The sequence below is a fragment of the Variovorax sp. 10N420 genome, from assembly GCF_056394705.1.
In genome coordinates, this window is record NZ_JBFTIJ010000003.1 from 165,403 (window position 1) to 187,339 (window position 21,937).

Here is a 21,937-nt window from a genome sequence, read left to right on the forward strand (position 1 = left end):
CACAAGAACGGCCTACCGTGAGCACCCCCAAATCCAGCACCGAGCGCACCCGCGCCTATCGCCGACGCCTCGCCGAGCAGGGGTTCGCGAACATCAGCGTCGCGGTCGACCGCGACACTGCCCGCATCCTTCGCGCGATCGCCCGAGAGCACGGGCGATCGATGGCCGACGTCATCAAGGTGGGCGCGGGCTTGACCCAGCGCGCCCTTGCCAGCACCACCGCGACCGCCGCCGAATGATCCCGGTCAAGGTGGTTCCAGCACCGGCTGGAGTGCCGGCCGGCGCGACGTACTTCCGCTGCGAGCGCTTGAGCGCGACGTTGTCGGTTCAAGCCTGCGCCGCCCAATGGAACGCGGCGCCCAGCGCGACGGCCTGCTGCGGATGCGCCATCGGCCGCGCGCACCACGCGCACGTAGCGCCGGGCGCGGCGATGGGCCGGAAAGTCCGCGAGCACTCGCGCGAATGCATGCGCTGCCACCGGACCGACCTGCGCCTGATCAAGCAGTTCGGCGTCTGCGTCAGTTGCTACAACCGCGAGCGGGAATGGCACATCGGCCAAAACTCGAAGGGCGAGCCGCCTGCGCACTTCGAGCCCCTGACCATGTTCGCGGTCGCCACCGAGACGGCGGCCGGCGAGGTCGTGCATCACGCGGTCGAGGCGCGCCACGCGGCCGAGGCGGTCGGCGTCGTAGCGAAGCGGCTCCCGAACGGCGCCCACTTGAGCGACGCGCGGCCCGGCAACACCGCATGGAGCGCGCAGCACGGCCGACTTGTCGTCGCTTGCCCCACGTGCGGCTATGCGGGCCTGCTGGCGCGTGAATCGCGCGGTACGCACCGCCACCATTGCCCCGCCTGCCAGGGCGCGCCCAGCGGCCAGGAATGGGCCTTGGCGCGGCCACGCGCAGGCGTCACGGTATGGCCGGCAGCGACCTTGGTCACATGGCTCCAAGCGACCGGGGAGCGCCCGCCAGCGCGCTGGAGTTCGACGGAGTTCGCTTGCGGCGCCTGCGGCACCGGCGCGCTACAGGCGCGGAGCACCGCAGACGGTCGCGCCGAAGCACGGTGCCCTGCATGCCACGACCACTCGGCGCACGCGCACTGAAAAAGGCCCGCCGCGATGAGCCTCAAGCGCGACCGGAATAGCTCAGGGCGAGCCGTCGCGCGATCAGGATCAGTTCTTCGGTCGTCAAGTTCGAGTACCTCGCGGTCGTGCACCCGGTCTGCTGGATCGACTTGACGAAGATGACCGGCCGAGCGCGCCGGGCTCCCGCCAGGGCCTGGAACTTTTCGCACGTGCGATCCAGAATCAATTGGAAGACCGCGTTCGTGTATTCCTCGGTGCCGTGCCGCGCGTCGAGGCGCTCGGCACCGCGATAGACCTGCCGCAACGTGAGCGGCTTTTTAGAAGAAGTCATTGTTGGACTCCGATGCCTCCGACTCGGCCTGCGCGGCACGCTTGGCCGCATCGACCCGCAGACAGATGACGCCCATCACGATCTTGACGCCCTCCATCGATTTCTCGGCGAACGCGGTCGCCATTGCCGAGATTTCCCGTTCGGTCGCGCCGAGGGCGACCAGAGTCGGGCGGACCTTCCGCATCATCACCTCGGCCCGGGTCGGCCGACCCGCCGGGTTGCGGCTGGGCGCGCCCTTCTTGAATTGACCGGCGGCGCTCACACCCAGGCTCCAATCGCGACCTTGCGCAACGCGTCGCTTGGCACGTAGATCGATGCAAGGTTGGTCATGCCCCGGTCGGCCGCAGCGAGGCGAAGCGCGCGCACCTGGGACGTGAAGTGAGCCTCCAGCAGGCGCACACGTTCGGCCATGCCATCGACGACGGCGCGGCTCTGGGCGACCACCAGGGCGGCCTCTGCGTCGACCACGGCTCGCTGCTGCGCGGCGGGCGCAGCGGCCACCACGGCGGCCTCCAACGGCGCCAGCATGCGGCCCAGGTCCTTGATGTCCATGCTCAACGCGGTCATGGTGGCGGCATCGCCGGGCTGCTCGTCGCCGGCCGAGCGGCGGGCCCGGATGGATTCGAGTTCGCGGGACTTCGGTTCCAGGCGAGCGCGCAGTGCATCGCGTTCGGCGATCGCGACGTCGTGGGGCACATTGGCTTTCTTCAAGCCGGAACGGGCCTGCGCCAAGTGCCGAGCGGCGAGCTTGACGATCGGCGATTCGACCGGCGCGGGCAGCGGCTCGGCATCAGGCGCGGACTCGATGGTTTCGATCGCGTCAGCGACCTGATCCTGCGCCTGCTCGACGGCTTCGGCCTCAGTCTGCTGGGCGGCGGCGTGATCGGCTTCGGTGGCGGCGCGTGCGGCTTGATCGGCGGCAGCGCGCTCGGCGGCTGCAGCGGCGCGTGCGGCTTCGAGCGCGGCTCGGGCGGGGCCGGTATCGGCGCCAGCGATCAGCGCGGCTTCGAGTGCCTGCTCGGCAAGTTGAACGGCCGCGGGTACGGTGGCATCGGAGGGGCTTTGGGGAGCGGCGGTTTGCGTGTTCATGGAATCGAAGTCTTTCGTCACGACGAGCGTTCCGGGAACACCTTCTTCCAAGGCGGCTGCCGGCGCCCGCCCCCACGCCCTCACATGGCTGGCAGACGCGCCAGGAGGTTGCGCACGGCGGTCGGCGTCCACGTCGCCCCGTCCGACGCCTGATCAGTCCGGCTGCGCGCCGTCGACCAGCACCCGGCCGTCCGGCTGTTGATCTGTTGATCTGTTGATCTCGCATAGGCGAATTCGGCCTCGGCATTAGCCGAGCAATTGCAGGCGCGACGACCAGGAGGTGCGCTTCGCTTGAAGCCGATGGCTCAGATCGGTCCAACGGGCGCAAGTGACAACCGATGTGTTGCCTTTCTTGACCAGCAAGAAAGCCGACTTCGGAGTCGCTATCGTCGGCTAGCTTGGGGATGTTGTAGACGGTAGGTAAGGCCATATCTTGGCCATCTGCGAATACAAGTGACGAGTGCGCTTCTCGATCGCGGCTTCGTTCCAGTCTGCGGCGTCGCGATCGTGGAAATACTGGGTGAGATTCAGCTTGCTGAACTTCAGCAACTCGGGGCGCTTCGTGTCCCAATTGCTATTCGACAGTGACGGGTTCAGGCTGCCGGTGATAAGCGTCAAATTGCCGAGAGAATTGACCAGTCTATCGCGCCGCCCGATTGCCTTTTGTTCCGCCACCGGGTCAGTCTTGTCTTCATCTGCGAGCGCCCAATAGGGCTGCCAAGTTTGTGGCATAACATGTTCGATCGTCAGACCAGGAGGCAGTGGAAGCGGTTCGCTTTTGGCAGCGGGCGAGTAGGCGTCGAGCACCTCCAGAATGACCCGTACTTTGTACTGGGCTAGGCGGTTATATAGAGGCAAGCCAAGTGTGGCGGTTTCAAATTCGTCGTCGCTGGGAAACAACGTGCTGTCGGCCGCGCTCTTGGCCATGTATTCAATGACGTTGGCGGCAGTGATTGCGCCCTTTTTGTCGAGCGCCCGGATAAGGTCGATGAAGTAGCGGTTGTAGTTCTTTGTGGTCATGGCGCAAAGCATGCGTCGGACCAGATAGGACTCGATCAGCGCAAGGATGCTGTCGAATTCTTCAGTATGCCTAGGCACAAGTTCAGCATGTGCGTAGAGCATGAAAGGGTATACGGTGGTCGTGTCAATAGCTTCCAGGCGCCGTAGGAAAGACGCCAGCCGTGCATGCTTGCCCGGCTCGTAAAAGGTCTTGAAAACGTCGGCGTAGCGGGCAAGTTGCTCCAGATGTTCAGCGGTCGATTTCGGCGTATTAAGGAGCGAGCCGGCCGCAGATTGTGATTGCTCGGCAAAGGTTTTGAATGCGTTGAACAGGTGAGATGATTTCACCTCGTCACGGGTCATCATCGCCAGGTAGTAGTTGATAAACACGTCGACACGGGGGCGGGTGATGCGGCCTTGCTTGACATCTTCCCGCCACCAGTTTGTCTCGAACCGCTGCCAGTAATCGACATAGAGTTTTTCGACATTCTTTGCGTCGGAGGTTGCGGCGGCACGCCGAAACAAAAAATTCTTGATGAGGTCGGCGGGCAATAGGTCTTCGCCGCGCGCGTTGAGCGTTTCGAAGATGACCTGGGTCTCATCGTCCTTGTCGAGATCGATCACGACCAGCTGCAGGCAATCTTTGACGACGTGCCAGAGCGAATCGAAACGGTCGTCGAGTGTTTTCATCTTCAGCACTTCCGCATCAAGGTCATCATCCAACTCGCCTTTTAGCCAGCCATTGATTTGGTCATGGAAGTAGCGGTAGCCGTCGATGACATTGTTGGTGCTGTCCTTCAGCTCCGGTGTAGTGCTGATGATTTTCTCAAGCGCACTGGGTGAGCCCGCAGTGTGAACCGCCTTGAAGGCGGCTCGGTTGCTGTTGGTTGGCCATACCTTGTAAACCTCATCATCTTGGTCGATGCGGTTGCGCCGATTGGCGACGAGATCGCTAAAACGTTCAGCGTACTTTGTGTTGCCGAGCGCGTTGGCATGGTCGCGAGCGGCCATGAGGAACAGCTGTAGTGTAGTAAAGCGCTGTTGCCCGTCGATGACCTGGCGACTTTCGATAGAGCCTGTTGAATTTGCCAGCTGCTCCAGAACGACCGCCCCCAAGAAATGCGGGTGTACCATGCCGCCCCGGAGGTGTTTATCCAGCAGGGCCTGAATGTCTTCCCATAGTGGTTCCCAGTTGGCTTCCTGCGTCCACACATAGGGGCGCTGGAAGAGTGGCACCTGATAGGTAATAGTCGAATCGAAAATGCGTTCGAGTTTGCGGGTGTTGGCGTCCATGATGAGCGGCTTTGTTGTGTTGATTTAGAGAGGGCCAGCAATCGTCCGAAAGCTATCCAGCCCCGCCTCCAGGTTGTCGATAATCTCACAGGCTTGACGAGCATCGGCTCTGCTCAGTCATCAGTCATAGAACCTCCGAATCGCGTCCCGGCAGCTCTGGCCCCAAACTTGACTTCCGCGCCGTGGGCGAATCGAAGGATTGTGTCGTGGGCGCGAAGCGCCTTCAAAAAAAGCTGCACGCGGATTTTTGAACACGGGCGCAGTCGGCCACCGATGTCGACGTATTGGTGGGCACGAAGCTCGATCGCCTGCGGCGCAATGCGTTGGACGTCCGCGCCACGGTAGAGGCCTTCGCCGGCATGGGCGTTAAAGTGCACTGCCTTGCGCTCGGCGGTGTCGACTTACGAGCGCCGCGGCAAGATGATCATGGGCGTGACCGCGGCCATCGCCGAGTTTCGAGCGCGGCCACGACTTGCAGGTCGAGCGCACCCAGACCGGATTGGCCCGCGCCAAGGCCGAGGCAAGGCGCTGAGCCGCCGGCGCGGCCTCCACCCGGGCACAGGCGCAGGAGGCGCTTCAGCGGCCTGCGGCGGGCGATGGCGGTAGCCGCCGTGGCTCGGGCGTCGAATACCAGCCGCGGACCGTCATGCGACGCCGCCGCAGCATGAGCGAGTCGGCCGAAGATGGCCTCGACCGGTTGCTTCTGCAGTCTGAGGGCTGGACGACGAGGTCGCCAAGCTTTTTCGGCTACTCGGCACATCGACGATTGCACTCAACCAAGGCTTTTAGCTCGGAGCGCCGCCATAAACGGCTTCGACGGCCGATGCGATGTCTCGTTACACTTACGATCACTTTGCCCCTTCGCGCCATCTCCCGGAACAGGATGTTCGCCCCGCAACGTGTTCGGGGGCAACTTGACTACTAAAGATTTACCAAGAATGACCGAGCAGGTATCCCCTGACGCGTCCGCGGAAAGGTCATAAGTGGGACTTTATAACGCCGAGATTTCTGCGGGCTCCCTCATGGTTCCGGAGAGCCGACGCATCGCCAAGCTCCTGTTGAATCGTCCCACCGACGCTCAGTGGGACGCCGCGATCAAAGATGAAAACCTATTGCAAAAGTCGCCGGCAACCGCGCGCCGGCAGGCCCGGCTGATTCGCAACCGGTTGGCAACACTTGACGATGAAGGATTGACTCTTGTTGCCAAGAGCGACAGTGAACTTTGCCGTCAGCTGTTGCTTGCGGCGTCGGCACGACATAGCAGGCTGCTGAGCGACTTCCTGCGCGACGTGTACATCGCTGATCTGCGCCGCTTGGAAAACACGCTGAGTCATCGGCAGTGGGAAGCGTTCCTCACGGAGTGCGAGCACCGCGACAACGCCGTGAGTCAATGGGCAGCGTCCACGCGCGAAAAGCTATTCCAGGTGATCGTGCGCATCCTTGCCGAAGCAAAGTACCTCGACTCCACGCGCCGCATGGGCCTCACGCCGCCGATGCTGCACCCGAAGGCGCGCGCGTATCTCAAACGACTGGGGGACGCCGAGACGCTTACCCGCATGGAGGCCACAGCATGACCGCATCCTTCGACGATCGCTTGAACCAAGTCCTGCCGCGGCTCGCATCGCCTGACGTGCTCGACAACAGAGGTGCCGGCGGCGAAATCGGCTTCTGGATCTTCGACTACCCGCCCGAGAGTGAGATGCAGATGCGCTCGTGGCTGACCGAGGTGATCGAGCCCGGCCTGCGCAAGCAAAAGCCCGATCTCCGCTTCGCCACTATCGACCTCTTCGAATCCGTCATGGGCCTGCTCGAAGAGCGTGGGCTGCTTGAGAAGGCGTTCGATATGCAGAAAAAAAAGGGCGACGAGGCTCTGCTGGCTTCCCTGCGCTCAGTGCTCAAAGAGGATCGCCTCGCCGCGCGGATGGTGGACCTTGTCGGGGCACAGAACCTGGACCTTCTGATCGTGAAGGGCGTTGGCGCGGTCTATCCGATGCTTCGCACTCACACGCTACTGTCAGCGTTGCACCCTCAGATGCGCGACACGCCGCTGTTGATGCTGTACCCGGGTCGATACGACGGCCAATCCCTGCGCCTGTTCAACATGCTCAGCGATGACAACTACTACCGAGCCTTCCGCTTGGTTTCGTGAACGAGTAAGACACATGAAAATCAAAGAATTGTTCGTCAAGCCGATCGACCGGCCCATCAACGGGGTCATCAAGGCGGATCAGCAAGACGACGAAAGCGTCTGGCAGGAGCTCGACGAGTATGTGACCACCAAGCAGACTACCGAGTATCTGCGGAGCTTCTTCGACGCCTACTTGGCGACGATGGACCATCCCAATGACCCGACGATCAACGCGCGCATGGGCGTGTGGGTTTCGGGCTTCTTCGGTTCGGGCAAGTCGCACTTCATCAAGATCCTTTCATACCTGCTATCTAACCTGGAGGCATCGCACCCGGGCGACGGTGAGCGCCGAAGCGCCCTTCAGTTCTTCGAGCCCAAGCTCAAAGACCCGATGCTCCTGGGCGACGTGCGTCGCGCGGTGGCCGGCAAGACCGATGTGATCCTGTTCAACATCGACTCCAAGGCCGATGCCAAAAGCGACCGCGACGCCATCCTGCAGGTCTTCCTGCGCGTCTTCAACGAAATGCAGGGCCTGTCAGGTGACGCGCCGCACGTGGCCCATATGGAGCGCTACCTCATCTCCAAGGGCTGCTTCGAGGTGTTCAAGGAAGCCTTCAAGGCCTCCTACGGCAATGAGTGGGATGCTGAGCGCGACGCAGTCGACTTCCTGCGTGACAACGTGATCGCCGGCCTGAGCAAAGCGCTCAAAATGTCGACCGAGTCGGCCGGCAAATGGTTCGACGAAGCGCGCGATGCCTACCGCATCAACATCGAAGGTTTCGCCGAACTCGTGCGCGCCTACCTCGATGCCAAAGGGCCAGGCCATCGAATCGTGTTCCTGGTTGACGAGGTGGGGGCATTCATCGGCAAGAACACCCAGCTGATGCTGAACCTGCAAACCATCACCGAAGAACTGGGCACGCTATGCAAGGGCCGCGCCTGGGTCATCGTCACCAGCCAGGAAGACATCGACGCCACCTTGGGCGAAGCCAATCAATCTCGCACCAACGACTTTTCCAAGATCACCGCCCGTTTCCATACCCGGTTGTCGCTGTCCAGCTCCAACACCGACGAAGTGATCTCGCGGCGCCTGCTGGAGAAGACGCCCGCAGCCAAGGCAGCGCTCGTGGCTGTATGGAAGGCCAAAGGCGACATCATCAACAACCAGCTCTCGTTCGCCGACCATGCCGTGGCCTTCCCGCGCTTCAAGGATGCCGAGGACTATGCCGCGTACTACCCCTTTGCGCCGTACCAGTTTCAGCTGCTGCAAAAGGTATTCGAGTCCATCCGCAGAGTGGGCGCCACCGGTCGCCACCTTGCGCGCGGTGAACGCTCCATGCTCGATGCGTTCCAGACCGCAGCCGTCAGCAACGGCGACAAGGATATCGACGCCTTCGTTCCCCTGTATGACTTCTACCCATCCATCGAAAGCTTCCTCGATTCAGCCGTCAAGCGCGCCATCGACCAGGCCGGCGAGAACCCGGCGCTGGAGGCGTGGGACATCAAGCTGCTGCGCGCGCTGTTCCTCATACGCTACGCCGACGCCATCAAGGCCACGGTGGACAACCTAGCCACCCTGTGCCTCGACCGTGTTGACGCCGACAAGCTGGCGTTGAAGCGCCAAATCCAGGAAAGCCTTGCGCGCCTGGAGCGGCAGAATCTGGTCAGCCGCAACGGCGACCTCTGGTTTTTCCTGACCAACGAAGAGCGCGATGTCTCGCAGGAGATCAAGTCGGTCGACATTTCCTCGGCCGAGGTCTCGCGCCTGATGTCCGAGCTGGTCTTCGACGAGGTGCTGAGCGGCCAAACCAAGGTGCGCCACCGCGACACCAAGACCGACTACGAGTTCAACCGACTGCTCGACAGCGCGCCGTGGCGCCAGGCCAACCAGCAGCTCACGCTGGAAGTGCTCTCACCCGTCGGCGCCGACTACGAACTGATGACCGAGGCCAAGTGCATCGGCCGAAGTGCCGAAGGCGCAGGCCGCGCCATCCTGCGCATGGCTAGTGACGCCCAAGTGGACGTGGAGCTGCGCACCTACGTGCAGATCGAGAAGTACATTGGCGGGCCCAAAACCGACGCCGCCACACCATCGCTCAAGCGCATCCTGCTGGACCGCAAAGACGAAAACCGCGAGCGCAAGACGCGCATCCTCGCGCAGTTGTCCGAGCTGTTGAGCCGGGGCGACTTCTATGCCTTGGGCCAGAAGCTCACCCTCAAGCCCCAGGGCCCGTCTGTGCTGGTGGACGAGGCGCTGAACTACCTCGTCTCCAATACCTATTCCAAGCTCGGTTACATCAAGGTCCGCCAGGCGGACCCGGCCGCTGAGATCCGTGCTGTGCTGTCGGCCGATACGCACGGGCAATACAAGATCGCACTCGACGGCGAGGACGGCAATGCCTTGGCCATCGGCGAGATGAGGCAGTACCTCACTGCAGCGGCCGGCACCAGCCGCGTGCTGCTCTCCGACGTGGTGGACCGCTTCGCCGGCGCACCCTGGGGCTGGCGGCCTGAGCTGGAAACGGTGCTGCTGATCGCCCGTCTGTTCATGGCCGGCGAGATCAAGTTGGTGATGGAGGGTTCAGACCTCGATCCCAAGTCCGCCGCCGAGCCGCTGACCAAGGGTGCGCGCTTCAAGCAGGTGTCCATCCTCAAGCGCAAGACGGCCGATGCCGGCACCCGCTCCAAGGCACGCGACTTGCACCGCGAAATCTTCTCCCTGCAGCCGCCGGACGACGAAGACGGCCTAGTCGCGGCATACCGCGACAACCTGGGCCAGCGCAAAGTCGAGTTGGAGCGTGCCAAGGTCAAGGCCGAGCAGAAGCACTACCCGGGCGCCGCAGAGATCGCCAAGGCTTTGCAGGCGATTGACCGTCAACTGGCCATCCGCGACCCCTTCGAGTTCTTGAACGCCATGCTGTCGTCGCGCGACGATTGGCTGGACCTGGCCGAAGACACGCACGATGTGCTCGGCTTCTACAAGACGCAGGCCCCGGTATGGGCGCGCATGCTCGATGGTTTGGCGAGCTTTGCCGACAACCGCGAGGCATTGGCCAAAGATGCCGCTTCGTCACAACCGTTGAGTGACCTGGAGGCCATCCGCGCCAACCCGACGCCTTACGCACAGGTCAACCGCATCGAGGCCTTGCTGACGGCGGTCGAGAAGGTCAATGAATCGCTGGCCAGCGAGCGGCGCGAGAAGGCGCTGCTGTCCATCGACGCCAAGATCAAGGAAGCGACCCAGGCCCTGGACGATGCCCACGCAGAGCCCAGCGTGCGCAACGCCGTGCTGCGGCCGCTGCAAGAGCTTAAGGCGCAGCTCGCCGCGCTGGTGAGCATTCCACGCATCATGTTCTTGCAGCAGCGGGCGGGTGAACTGCTGGACGAGGCGATGGACAAGATCGCCGCCGCGGTGGCTGCCGCCGCCAAGGTCAAAGCCGCAGCCAAACCGCCGACCCCGGCCAACCCGGGCGGAACGCCAACACCGCCCCCTCCGCCCGCGCCCCCGGCAGCCAAGCCGATCCGCGTAGTGCGTACCGCAGACCTAGGCGCCAGGACCTATCTGGAAACCGAGCAAGAGGTTGACGACTACGTGGCCAAGCTCCGTGCCGAGCTGATGGCGGCCATCGCCTCGGGCCACCGTGCCCGCATCCAGTAAGCACAACATGACCGATATCCAGGGACAGACGTGAACAAGGCCAACCTCAAGAGCTACGCGCCCAACGCGCGAGTGGACTTCATCAAGGCGGTGACCGAGCGCGCCAATGTGCTGGGCATCTCGGCCGCAGACACCGTGCCCGCCCAGTTGCTTGGCGATGTCGCCATCATCGATGGGCGCGAGTGGCCCGTGAAGGTGGCCGGGCAGCGCGATGAACTCATCGCCCGCATTAAGCGCCATGGCTTCGAGCAGACTATGGACGAAGTGGCCTACACCTGGTTCAACCGCTTCGCCGCGCTGCGCTACATGGAGATCCACGACTACCTGGGCCATGGCTGGCGCGTGCTGTCAAGCCGGGATGGGGGCCTACCGGAGATCTTGAGCCATGCCGGCGAGGTTGCGCTGCCGGGCCTGAACGTCGACCGTGCGCGCGAGATGCAGGTGGCCGGCAACCAGGACAACGAGCTCTACAAACTGCTGCTGGTGGCCCAGTGCAATGATCTGTCGCGGGTGATGCCCTTCCTGTTCGAGCGCATCGACGACGAAACCGAGCTGCTGCTGCCCGAGAACCTGCTACGCACCGACTCCATCGTGGCCAAGCTGGTCGAGTCGGTGCCCGAAGAAGACTGGAAGGAGATCGAGGTCATCGGCTGGCTGTACCAGTTCTATATCAGCGAGAAGAAGGACCAGGTCATCGGCAAGGTGGTCAAGAGCGAGGATATCCCCGCCGCCACCCAGCTGTTCACGCCCAACTGGATCGTGCAGTACCTCGTGCAGAACAGCGTCGGTCGGCTGTGGCTGATGGCCAACCCCACCAGCACGCTGGCCAGCCAATGGCCGTACTACATCCAGCCGGCAGAGCAGACGCCCGAGGTGCAGGCGCAGTTGGATGCGTTGACCCAAGCGCGCGTCCGCGAGGACGGGGAGACGCTGAATCCCGAGACCATCACAGTGTTTGACCCGGCCTGCGGCAGCGGACACATCCTGGTGGTCGCATATGACGTGTTGAAGGCCATCTACCTGGAGCGTGGCTACCAAGCCCGCGCGATTCCGCGCCTAATCCTAGAGAAGAACCTCTACGGTGCGGATATCGACGGCCGTGCCAGCCAGCTCGCCGCCTTCGCGCTGCTGATGAAGGCACGAGCGGACGACCGGCGCCTGTTCAACGAGCCGCCCAAGCTCAACGTACTGGCCCTTCAGGAAAGTAAGGGCCTGGACGTCGACGAGCTCGCGAGCCACTTGGCGCCCTTCAGTCTGCAGCGCGCGCAACTCAAGGCGCTGGTCGACACATTCGAACACGCCAAGACCTTTGGATCACTGATTCAGATTCCAGCGGCGCTGAACGGGCAACTAACAGCGATGACGGACGGTTTGCGGCACGCTTTGCAGGACGGTGATCTATATGCGCGGCAGGCGGCAAAGGATGCACTGCCGCTGGCGTGGCAGGCGTTGGTGTTGGGGATGCATTTTGACGCGGTGGTGGCGAATCCGCCGTATATGGGCACAAAAGGCATGAATCTCGAGCTGAGACACTTTGCAAAAAGCGAATTCGAAGACACTAAGGCCGACCTGTTTTCCATGTTTATCGAACGAGGAATGCAACTGGCGAAGCCGGCAGGTTTAAATGGCCTAGTGACAATGCATAGCTGGATGTTTCTTTCCTCTTATGAGGCGCTCCGGCACAAAATACTAGATGAACACACGATAGTGACATTGGCGCATCTGGGCGCAAGAGCTTTCCCGGAAATATCAGGCGAAGTTGTGCAGGCAGCCGCATTCGTAGTTCAAAAATGCAGCGCTGAACATTACAGGCCAGCATTTTTTCGTTTAGTGGATCTACCTGAAAACGAAAAAGCCGCCGCCTTGCTTGCCAAGAAATCCAGGTTCGACAACACGGAGCAAAAGAACTTGGGGTCTATACCTGGTGCACCAATTGCATATTGGATCCAGCCGGAAGAGTTGGCCGCCTTTTCGAGGTTTGATCGCCTTGATAACCATTACGATCCTCGCCAAGGAATGGCGACAGGAGAAAATGCGAGATTCGTCAGAGAATGGTATGAAGTTTCGAAAGATAAGAGTTTTTTGAATTGCATCGACAAAACGGCCGCGTTTGAGAGCGGGAAAAAGTGGTTTCCATATAACAAGGGCGGCGGCTTTTCAAGATGGTACGGCAATCAGGATCATCTAATAACATTTGACGAGCCATCTTACAGGGTACTAAAAAATCAAGGAAATCATTGTCCGTCTGAGCAACATTATTTTAGAGAGAGCGTCGGATGGTCTAAAGTCTCTTCTGGACTTGCTGCATTTCGATTTTACCCATCGGGTTTTATCTTCGATGTCGCCGGTTGCTCTGTATTCACGAGAACAGCCGACAGTAACCTGCTGACGATAGCCGGATTCCTAAACTCGGCAATTGCAAAGCAGTTGTTCTCCTATCTGTCCCCCACAATGAACTTTGAAGTGGGTGCTGTGAAAATGCTCCCACTGGCAAGCATAGAAAAATCTACTGAAGAGAGCATTAGAAAGATCGTTGAAAAGGCAATTAAGCTCTCAAAGCTTGATTGGGATGCATACGAGGAGAGTTGGGATTTTCAGCAACTTAGAGTTGTAGTCCTCGCGAAAGATATGTCTCCAAAACTTGATTCCCACAAAAATGATCTCGAAGGTTGTTGGGGTTTCTATAGCCAAAGTGCCAACGAATCCATAAAACAGCTTCGCCTTTTGGAAGAGGAGAACAACCGCCTCTTTATCAATGTCTACGGCCTCCAAGACGAAATCTCCCCTGAAGTCTCCGAAGGCCAGATCACCCTCGCGCGCGCCGACCGCGAGAAAGACTGCCAGCGCCTGATTTCATATGCCATCGGCTGCATGATGGGCCGCTACAGTTTGGACGAACCGGGGCTGATCTACGCTCATGCTGGGAACATCGGCTTCGACCCGGGCCGGTACGCGAAGGGATTCCCGGCCGACGCCGACGGTATCGTTCCGCTCACCGATGAACGCTGGTTCGAAGAGGATGCGGCCAGCCGCGTGCGCGAGTTCGTGCGCGCTGTTTGGGGCGTCGATACGCTCGAAGAGAACATGGCCTGGCTGGCCGAGAGCCTAGGCAGCAAGGGCACTGAGACGCCGGATGAGACCGTTCGTCGCTACCTAGCCGACAAGTTCTTCAAGGACCACCTGCAGACCTACAGGAAGCGCCCGATCTACTGGCTCTTCTCCAGCGGAAAACAAGGTGCCTTCCAGGCGTTGGTTTACCTGCACCGCTACACCGAGGGCACCTTGGCCCGAATGCGCGCCGAGTACGTGGTGCCGCTGATCGCCAAAGTGGTGTCCCGGCTGGACATGCTGGACAAAGACGTGGAAGCAGCGTCGTCGTCGGCAGCCCGCACCAAGCTGCAGAAGCAGATCGAGACACTGCGCAAAAAGCAGATCGAACTGCTGGCCTACGACGAGAAGTTGCGCCACTACGCCGACATGCGAATCACGCTGGACCTGGACGACGGCGTAAAGGTCAACTACGCCAAGTTCGGCGACCTGGTCGCTCAGGCCAAGGCTATCACCGGCGGCAGCGATGAGTAGTGCGCCTGCCTTCCTTGCGGCGCTGACGCGCTTGTTTCACGAGGGCCATGCCTTGGTCTTCTGGAACGATGCGGGCGGCGAGTTCGCTACGCAGATCGATGGCATCGACATCGAGGGCGTCAAGGTCTTGCGTCTCGACCGTACGCCCGTGTTGCAGGCCAAGATCTGGATCGAGCGCGAGGTGGGCGTGCGCTGGCTGGTCTACGCGCCGTTCGATGAACCCGAGCCCGCCCAGGATTGGCTGCTGGATGCGCGCTTGCGGTCCAAGCCCTTCAGCGCTGACACGGCCTCCATTCAGCTGGAAGAACTGGGCCTGACCACCAGGGCGCTGCGCGACCACCTGAAGGCCCGGTCCAAGTACCTGCGCGCCCGCGACCGCTTCGACCGCTTCAAGCGCTGGGTTCAGCCGGCAGACAACGCTGACGACCTGGATCGCAAGATGATCGCTGCCGTGGCCCGCGCCGAGACGGCCGACCCCTCGGCCATCCTGCTCAAGGTGTTTGCCGCCGTGGTGGCGGAAGGCGGGGATCTGGGCGCGCGTCCCAAAGTGCTCGACGAACTGGCGGCGTTCGACCTGGAAGCTGCGTTCTGGAGCCTGGTTGAGCGGGAGTTCGGCTATCGGGAAGCTGGCAGTGAGGAGCCCACGCTGCAGGGCCTGCTGTACCGACTGTTCGCCACGGACTTCTGCAACGGCATTCATAGCACAGCCGCGTCGCTGGCGCACTTCGTCATCGAAGCGCGCGCCAAGGCGGCGCAGGCATCGGTGTTCGCCAGCCGCTGGCGCACCGACATGGCCAACTACGGCAGCTACGACGTGCTGTCAGGCCTGGTGGCCGAAGATCTGAAGATCGCCACCCTTCTGGGCCCCATGCAGGCCGAGGAGCTGGCCGATGCGATGACTTTTGAGGCCATCGAAAAGCGCGTGATCGGCGACCTCAAGGCGCGCATCATCGCCGGCAGCGGCGCCAACATGGACTCGGTGCGCGAGCTCATCGCGCGGCGGCGTGATGGCCATTGGGCGAACCCGCTGCTGGCGGGGGCCAATGACGCCACGCGGGCGCTGGCGGCCAGCTACGACGCGCTGGAGGCCGCTGCCGGCTTCTTCGAGCTTCAGGCCAAGCACGGGCAGGGCTTCAGCTTTCCCAACGCTGCGGCGGCGTTTCAGGCGTACCGTACCGAGCTGTTTCGGTTCGATCAGCTGTACCGCTGGTTCATGCGCGCCTCTGAGTCGGTGGAGCCGATGGGTTGGTCGCTGCTGCATGAGTTGCGCGACCGCATGGAAGATGCCTATTCCGGTTGGTTCATCGGCCAGTTGGCTTCGGCTTGGGGTGCCGTCGTCGAAGGGCCCGCGGGCCTGCTGTCATCCTGGAAGCTGGACGAGGTCGTCAACCAGCAGGACTTCTATGGGCGCCACGTCGCGCCGGCCTTCGAAGCGGGGGCCAAGCGCGTGTTCGTCGTCATCTCCGACGCTTTTCGCTACGAGGCAGCGGCCGAATTGGTCAATGACCTCAACGCCCGCAGCCGGGTCAAGGCCCGCCTGGACGCGATGCTGGGCGTTTTGCCCAGCTACACCGCGCTGGGCATGGCCAGCCTGCTGCCGCACCAGCGCTTGGCCTACAAGGGCAATGCGTCGCTGGACGTGACGGTGGACGGCCAGCCCTCGTCAACGCTGGACCAGCGATCGGCGATCTTGGCCGGGCATGGCGGCGTTGCCATCAGTCGTGACGCACTGATGGAAAAGGGCAAGGACAAAGGCCGCGAGTTCGTCAAGCCGCACAAGGTGGTCTACATCTATCACGATCTGATCGACATGATTGGCGACAAGCGCGGCTCGGAGGCCAAGACCTTCGAGGCCACGGCGCAGGCCATCAAGGAGATGTCGGAACTGGTGGGCTTCATCGTCAACAACCTCAACGGTTCGACGATCTTCGTCACCGCCGACCATGGCTTCATGTACCAGGAGTCCGCCCTGGACGAGGCAGACCGGCACACCGTGGAAGAAGGCATGCCGGGCGTGCTGAAGCCCAAGAAGCGCTACATTCTGGGCCGCGGCATGTGGCCGATGCAGAACGCCTGGGCGGGCAGCACGGCCACTACGGCGGGCACCGATCAGGGCGTCGGCAGCGTGGACTTTCTGGTGCCTAAGGGCGCAGGCCGCTTCCACTTTGTGGGCGGAGCCCGCTTCGTGCATGGCAGCGCCATGCCGCAGGAAGTGGTCGTGCCGGTCATCGTCGTGAAGGAAAGCGACACCGAGAAGACCAAGACCAAGCTGGTGGAGGTGAGCCTGCTCGGGTCGAGCAACAAGGTGGTCACCAACAAGCAGCGCTTCGAGTTCATCCAGACCGAGGCTGTGTCCGAGCGCGTTTTGCCGGTGACCTTGCTGTTCACGATTCGCGACGGCGACAAGCCCATCAGCGACGAGCTGGCCATCACCTTCGACAGCACGTCACCGATGCTCGACGAGCGCAAGCGCTCCGCTATGCTCACGCTGGCAGCGGGATCGTACGACCGCGCCAAGGACTATTTCCTGGTGGCCCGAGATGCCAAGACCAAGGCCGAGGCGTGGCGCGCCGCGTTGCGCATCGACCTCGCATTCAGCAATGACTTTTAGGGGCCGCCATGGCTGACGAGAATGCACCGGCTGGTTTGACATCTGCCGCCACCATCGACGCGGGGCTGGACAAGCTGCTGAACGAGCGCTTCGCGGGCCGCGTGGTGCGCAAGGACCTGACCAAGCTCATCAAGGAAGGCGCGAACGTTCCGGTCTACGTGCTGGAGTACCTGCTGGGCATGTACTGCGCGTCTGACGACGCCGAGACCATTCGCGCCGGCCTGGCGACGGTCAAGAACATCCTGGCCGAGAACTATGTGCGGCCGGACGAGGCCGAGAAGGTCAAGAGCAAGATCCGCGAGCGCGGCTCGTTCAAGGTGATCGACAAGGTCACCGTGAAGCTGAACGAGAACCGCGATGCTTACGAGGCGCTGCTGTCCAACCTGGGTATCAAGAATGCCGAGGTGCCCGATTCGTACGTGCGGCAGTTCGAGAAGCTGCTGGTCGGTGGCATCTGGTGCATCGTGACCCTGCAGTACCGCTTTGAGGAGAACCAGCGCACGTCACCGTTCGTGGTGTCGGACCTCAAGCCCATCCAGATGCCGAACTTGGACATGGAGGAACTGTTCGCTGGTCGCAAGGGGTTCACCGAGGAGCAATGGATCGACGCGCTGTTGCGCTCGACGGGCATGGAGCCCACCTGCTTCAAGGAGCGCGTGAAGTGGCATCTGCTGGCGCGGATGATCCCGCTGGTGGAGAACAACTACAACCTTTGCGAACTGGGCCCGCGCGGCACGGGCAAGAGCCACATCTACAAGGAGATCAGCCCAAACTCCATCCTGGTGTCCGGCGGCCAGACCACGGTGGCCAACCTGTTCTACAACATGAGCGCCCGCAAGGTGGGTCTCGTCGGTTTGTGGGACGTTGTGGCGTTCGACGAGGTGGCCGGCATCAACTTCAAGGATCAGGACGGCGTCCAGATCATGAAGGACTACATGGCTTCGGGCTCGTTCAGCCGTGGGCGGGAGTCCATCAATGCCAGTGCGGCGATGGTCTTTGTGGGCAACCTGCCGCAGGGGCAATCGGTCGAGTCGCTGGTGAAGACCAGCCACCTGTTCGCACCGTTCCCAGACGTGATGATCGACTCGGCCTTCTTCGACCGCTTCCATGCCTACGTGCCGGGTTGGGAGATCCCGAAGATGCGGCCCGAGTTCTTCACCGACCAGTACGGCCTGATCGTGGACTATCTCGCGGAATGGGCGCGCGAGATGCGCAAGCGCAGCTTTGCCGACGCGATCGATAAACACTTCAAGCTGGGCAACAACCTCAACCAACGCGACACCATCGCCGTGCGGCGCACCGTGTCGGGCCTGTTGAAGCTGATCTGTCCGGACGGGGCCTACACCAAGGACACGGTGCGCAAGTGCCTGGAGTACGCACTGGAAGTCCGCCGGCGCGTGAAGGAGCAGCTCAAAAAGATCGGCGGCATGGAGTTCTACGACGTGCACTTCTCCTATATCGACCTGGAGGACATGCAGGAGCGCTTCATCTCGGTGCCCGAGCAGGGCGGTGGCGGGCTGATCCCCGAGGGCCGGCTCAGCCCTGGCGTCTTGCACACCATCACAATGGGCGAAGGCGGCATGCCAGGCGTGTACCGCATGGAGATTCAGGCAATGGCCGGCGGCGGCAAGCTGTCGGTTTCAGGACCGATCTCGCGCGAGCCCGTTCGCGTGGCCTTCGACTTCTTCAAGGCCAACGCCGGCCGAGTTAGCGCGTCGATCCATCCGACTGAGCGTGACTTCCATCTTCATCTGGTCGAACTGCAGAGCGCCGGAGCACCCGATGCGTTGACCCTGGCCAGTTTCATCGTGCTGTGCTCGGCCGCGTTGGGCAAGCCGGTGCAAAGCCAGATGGTGGTGATGGGTGACATGTCGCTGGGCGGCACGATCACTCAGGCGCGCAACTTGGCAGAGAGCCTGCAGGTCGCCTTCGATGCGGGTGCCAAGCGGATCTTGCTGCCGATGTCGAGCGTCACCGACATCCCGTCGGTGCCGGGGGAGCTTTTCGCGAAGTTCCAAACCAGCTTCTATTCGGACCCGGTCGATGCTGTTTTCAAAGCGCTAGGCGTGGAGTAGCAAATCCTATGGACTGGTTTGAACGCCTCACCGGATTTCCAGAGGGAACGTACGACGAAACCCGGGATAGGCTGGTAGTCGATGGCCGCCAACTCCGCTCCAGGATCAACGGGCAGACCTATGACACGGGCGAACTCGAACTGGTTGACCTCGAAACCTTGCGCGAGCGAGTGCGCACGGGCGGCGGCATGCCAGGGCGTCTGCAGGTGAGGGTCGTCACCGGCGACGTGCGCAGCATGCACCAGGCGCCGGAATACGCGGGTGCAATTTTTCAAGTTGCCTCGCAGTTCAACCTACTGGAGATGGTCTCGCCGGACGTGACCCCGGAACGCGGCGTCACGCGCTATCAGCACGATCGCACCCAAGGTCCGGCCTGCGCCATGGCCGCAGGGGCTGCGACGATCTACCGCAACTACTTTGCCCCGGTTGCCGGCGAAGTTGGCCAAACGAGCGGGCGGCAACTCGACGGACTGGCAGATCTCGGCGCGGCGCTGGGCGGCGCTGTCGGCCAGCCTGTCGAAGCGTTGTGGGCAATGCGAAACGGGTACGCGTTGTGCACAAGCGTCGGCCTTGACCTTATTACCGACCACCTCGGATCGATCGGGCCCGACGGGGTCGATGCCCTGAGAGGCAAACTTCGCATTGGGGTGCACCGCGATGTGGAAGTCACGGATGCCCCAGGGTTGCGTCGACCGGTCGTATCGCAGGCATTTTGCTCGGCGCTGCCGGTCGCCTACAGCTCGGTTCCGCGAAGCCATTGGGCGGCGTTTGCTTCGCTTGTGCTCGACGCGGCATACGAAGCCACCCTGTGGGCGGCGGTGCTGAATGCGCAACGCGGAGCATCGAACGTGGTCCTGCTCACACGGCTCGGCGGCGGCGCCTTCGGCAATGACGAAAATTGGATTAACGCCGCCATCCGGCGAGCGCTTCAAACGGCATTGACCTTTGGCCTCGACGTACGACTGGTGAGCTACGGAACGCCATCCGCCGAGACTTTGCAGCTGGTGCGGGATTTTCAGTAGCCCTCCGTCGCCGTGCTTCTAATTTAAGGGCATGAAGCTGCACGTCGGCGTGAATACGCTTGAGGCCAATAGCTCAGATCGGCCAAAGCCGGCTGTTCAGCGTCTGGGTGCAGAATTTGAGCCAATCAGCCGTTCATCGAGGCCAACAGGCATGATTTCAGGGTTCGCAACACGCGTCTTCGGCGCCGCACCTCTGATTGAGTGCTTCGTTGCGGGCGCGGTGAACCCGCTAAGGCCGCACCTCACCAATGGATCGCGTCAAGAGATTCCAATGCGCCTGGACGAAGCTGGGTTTCCCCAAGTGGGGCACAACATTGTGCTCATAGGTCTCACCGGCGTCCTCGGCTTTGAGGCTAGAGATAACGACTATTCGTACGACATGCCGTACGAAAGTCGAAGGACGCTCGACCCGACACCGCCTTGCTGTGCAACTGTCGTGTTGATAGCTAGCTATGCTCCCTCGCCAACCCCGATAGGAATCCAGCTCCGAGGGCCATACTGTTTGGGCGGTCCGGTCCAACGGCAAACCAGGGAGCAGACTCTTAGCGGGACCGAAGCCGCGTGCAGTATGCGGCCCGAGGTGCACCGTCCCAAAAAAAGGAAGGTGGTCAAGCCCCCACATGAGTCCTGTGGAGGCGCAACGCCGGTGCAGCAGAATCGCGGCAGAAGCGGGAAGCGTCCCCCGCCGATCTAAGAGGAAGTCCATGCTTGATGATCTTTCCCAAAACAAACTTGTGCTCGCGGCCTTTGCCTCGGTCTTGGGCTTTCTCTTCGGCGTGATCACATCAAGCACAGGGGAACTGGTCAAGCGCATGATCGAGCGAGATCGCTTGATCTCCCTGATCACCTCCGAGATCCGTCGCAACTGGACGCAGGTCAATCGACTCGCAGGCGTGCCAGTGGGACAGTTTTTCGCACGGTCGCTCGTCGAGTTTAAAGGGGTCGGAGGCTTAACGTTTTCGGGAATTCCGGAATACAACTTCGAGGTTTACAACCTCAAACTCTTCGAGAGTGAGGGGGTCAAACTGGCCTTGCATCTTCGTTCGAAGGCGCGCAACCACTTTTGGGAAACGTTCTCACTGATGCGAGACGCCGAAGCTGTTCGACAGGTCCTGGGGACCCTGGATAAAGAGGATCCGGACGTCGCGGAGTACCAGAAGGTCTTTAAGGTCCTCATTGAGCGATTGGATAAAAATCTTCGGCTGCTTGAGACGGAACTGGAGCGCAGACGTTCATTTCTCGCCACGATACTTGACTAGCGCTCCCGGCCCAAACTTGACTTCCGCACGGTGGGCGAAATCCTACTGATCCCGAAGGATTACGCCGCTGCGGAGCGCGTGTAGCGCTTCACCGTCGCAGCAGACAAGCCCCATTGCTCGGCGGTCTGGGCGATGCTGGCGCCGGTCGTGTCGCGCCATGCGGCTACCGCTGCGGCATCGGCACGGGTAGGTCGGCCGAGGCTTGCCTTGCCCTTGTGCGTGAGGCCGGTGGCGGCCAGCGATTCTCGGGCGGCTTGGCGGCCGGCCGCGGTCTTTTCGAGAATGCGCTGGCGCTCCATATCGGCCACCTGGGCCAGTACGGCTAGGATCAGCTCGCCAACGCCCTTGGCGATGCGGCCGAGGCCATGGACCTCGATGGCGACGCCCTTCTTCATCAGTGCCCGCACCGTAGTCTGGATATCGAGCGCATCGCGGCCGAGACGATCGACGGCGTAGACGTGCAAGACGTCGCCTTCGCGCACGTAGGCCATCAGTTCGCCAAAGCCGGGCCGCTGCGCCGCCGGCACAGCGCCGCTGACGCCATGGTCGGTAAACTCTTTGGCGAAGGGGCCGCCCAACGCCGCGCGCTGCGATTCGAGGGACTGACCGGCGGTGGAAACGCGAAGGTAGGCGATGGCAGTCATGATTAGATCAAAAGTTAGGTTGGAGAAATGAGCTTAGCTCACAAGTAAATTGTGTATCTTGTGAGCCTTGGATGTCCAGTCGTTCCCGGGCGTTTCAGGATGGTTCACAAGGTACAACTTGTGGTCCGGACCTCGCATTCGCCTTCCATGGGTGCAGTAGAG

Annotated in this window: 16 protein-coding genes; 11 read left to right on the top strand and 5 right to left on the bottom strand. The window is 61.8% G+C overall.

The window, feature by feature from the left end; translation table 11 throughout:
- The first annotated feature begins 17 nt into the window (after nucleotides 1-17).
- Nucleotides 18-239, top strand: a complete 222-nt coding sequence (locus AC1DEK_RS08860; RefSeq protein ID WP_478124854.1) for a ribbon-helix-helix domain-containing protein — start codon at nucleotides 18-20, stop codon at nucleotides 237-239.
- Nucleotides 236-1,102 carry a hypothetical protein gene (locus tag AC1DEK_RS08865; RefSeq protein ID WP_478124855.1) on the top strand — a complete coding sequence of 289 codons (867 nt, stop codon included), beginning with the start codon at nucleotides 236-238 and terminating at the stop codon, nucleotides 1,100-1,102. Before AC1DEK_RS08860 ends, AC1DEK_RS08865 begins: the two co-directional genes overlap by 4 nt.
- 22 nt (nucleotides 1,103-1,124) lie before the next feature.
- Here AC1DEK_RS08865 and AC1DEK_RS08870 read toward each other — a convergent pair whose 3' ends face one another.
- The 4 genes from AC1DEK_RS08870 to AC1DEK_RS08885 all read right to left on the bottom strand — a co-directional run bounded on the left by AC1DEK_RS08870 (nucleotide 1,125) and on the right by AC1DEK_RS08885 (nucleotide 4,796).
- Nucleotides 1,125-1,415 carry a hypothetical protein gene (locus AC1DEK_RS08870; RefSeq protein WP_478124856.1) on the bottom strand — a complete coding sequence of 97 codons (291 nt, stop codon included), beginning with the start codon at nucleotides 1,413-1,415 and terminating at the stop codon, nucleotides 1,125-1,127.
- Nucleotides 1,402-1,677: a hypothetical protein gene (locus AC1DEK_RS08875; protein ID WP_478124857.1), complete on the bottom strand. Its 276-nt coding sequence runs from the start codon at nucleotides 1,675-1,677 to the stop codon at nucleotides 1,402-1,404. Before AC1DEK_RS08875 ends, AC1DEK_RS08870 begins: the two co-directional genes overlap by 14 nt.
- The gene (locus AC1DEK_RS08880) at nucleotides 1,674-2,504 is read right to left on the bottom strand and encodes a hypothetical protein (protein WP_478124858.1); all 831 of its coding nucleotides are present in this window, start codon (nucleotides 2,502-2,504) and stop codon (nucleotides 1,674-1,676) included. Before AC1DEK_RS08880 ends, AC1DEK_RS08875 begins: the two co-directional genes overlap by 4 nt.
- 393 nt (nucleotides 2,505-2,897) lie before the next feature.
- Nucleotides 2,898-4,796 (bottom strand): DUF262 domain-containing protein, encoded by a 1,899-nt coding sequence (locus tag AC1DEK_RS08885; protein WP_478124859.1) that lies wholly within the window; start codon nucleotides 4,794-4,796, stop codon nucleotides 2,898-2,900.
- Nucleotides 4,797-5,083: 287 nt separating this feature from the next.
- On the opposite strand from AC1DEK_RS08885, the gene AC1DEK_RS08890 reads away from it, so the two are divergent.
- The 9 genes from AC1DEK_RS08890 to AC1DEK_RS08930 all read left to right on the top strand — a co-directional run bounded on the left by AC1DEK_RS08890 (nucleotide 5,084) and on the right by AC1DEK_RS08930 (nucleotide 21,131).
- Nucleotides 5,084-5,464: a hypothetical protein gene (locus tag AC1DEK_RS08890; RefSeq protein WP_478124860.1), complete on the top strand. Its 381-nt coding sequence runs from the start codon at nucleotides 5,084-5,086 to the stop codon at nucleotides 5,462-5,464.
- A 315-nt stretch (nucleotides 5,465-5,779) separates the two neighbouring features.
- A complete protein-coding gene (locus tag AC1DEK_RS08895; protein WP_478124861.1) occupies nucleotides 5,780-6,370 on the top strand; it encodes a DUF1819 family protein in 591 nt (196 codons plus the stop codon).
- Complete coding sequence (locus tag AC1DEK_RS08900; RefSeq protein WP_478124862.1) at nucleotides 6,367-6,945, top strand: DUF1788 domain-containing protein; 579 nt, start codon at nucleotides 6,367-6,369, stop codon at nucleotides 6,943-6,945. The genes AC1DEK_RS08895 and AC1DEK_RS08900 overlap by 4 nt, the downstream gene beginning before the upstream one ends.
- A 13-nt stretch (nucleotides 6,946-6,958) precedes the next feature.
- Complete coding sequence (gene brxC, locus AC1DEK_RS08905) at nucleotides 6,959-10,582, top strand: BREX system P-loop protein BrxC (protein ID WP_478124863.1); 3,624 nt, start codon at nucleotides 6,959-6,961, stop codon at nucleotides 10,580-10,582.
- 30 nt (nucleotides 10,583-10,612) lie between these two features.
- Complete coding sequence (gene pglX, locus AC1DEK_RS08910) at nucleotides 10,613-14,164, top strand: BREX-1 system adenine-specific DNA-methyltransferase PglX (protein WP_478124864.1); 3,552 nt, start codon at nucleotides 10,613-10,615, stop codon at nucleotides 14,162-14,164.
- A complete protein-coding gene (gene pglZ / locus AC1DEK_RS08915; protein ID WP_478124865.1) occupies nucleotides 14,157-16,775 on the top strand; it encodes a BREX-1 system phosphatase PglZ type A in 2,619 nt (872 codons plus the stop codon). Before pglX ends, pglZ begins: the two co-directional genes overlap by 8 nt.
- Before the next feature lie 8 nt (nucleotides 16,776-16,783).
- Complete coding sequence (gene brxL, locus AC1DEK_RS08920) at nucleotides 16,784-18,850, top strand: protease Lon-related BREX system protein BrxL (RefSeq protein WP_478124866.1); 2,067 nt, start codon at nucleotides 16,784-16,786, stop codon at nucleotides 18,848-18,850.
- Nucleotides 18,851-18,858: 8 nt separating this feature from the next.
- On the top strand, nucleotides 18,859-19,872 hold the full coding sequence (locus AC1DEK_RS08925; protein ID WP_478124867.1) for a hypothetical protein: 1,014 nt from the start codon (nucleotides 18,859-18,861) through the stop codon (nucleotides 19,870-19,872).
- A gap of 704 nt (nucleotides 19,873-20,576) precedes the next feature.
- Nucleotides 20,577-21,131, top strand: coding sequence for a hypothetical protein (locus AC1DEK_RS08930; RefSeq protein ID WP_478124868.1), 555 nt, complete (start codon nucleotides 20,577-20,579; stop codon nucleotides 21,129-21,131).
- Nucleotides 21,132-21,190: 59 nt separating this feature from the next.
- Here the strand turns inward: AC1DEK_RS08930 and AC1DEK_RS08935 are convergent, their stop codons facing one another.
- Nucleotides 21,191-21,775: a recombinase family protein gene (locus AC1DEK_RS08935; protein WP_478124869.1), complete on the bottom strand. Its 585-nt coding sequence runs from the start codon at nucleotides 21,773-21,775 to the stop codon at nucleotides 21,191-21,193.
- Nucleotides 21,776-21,937: the final 162 nt, after the last annotated feature.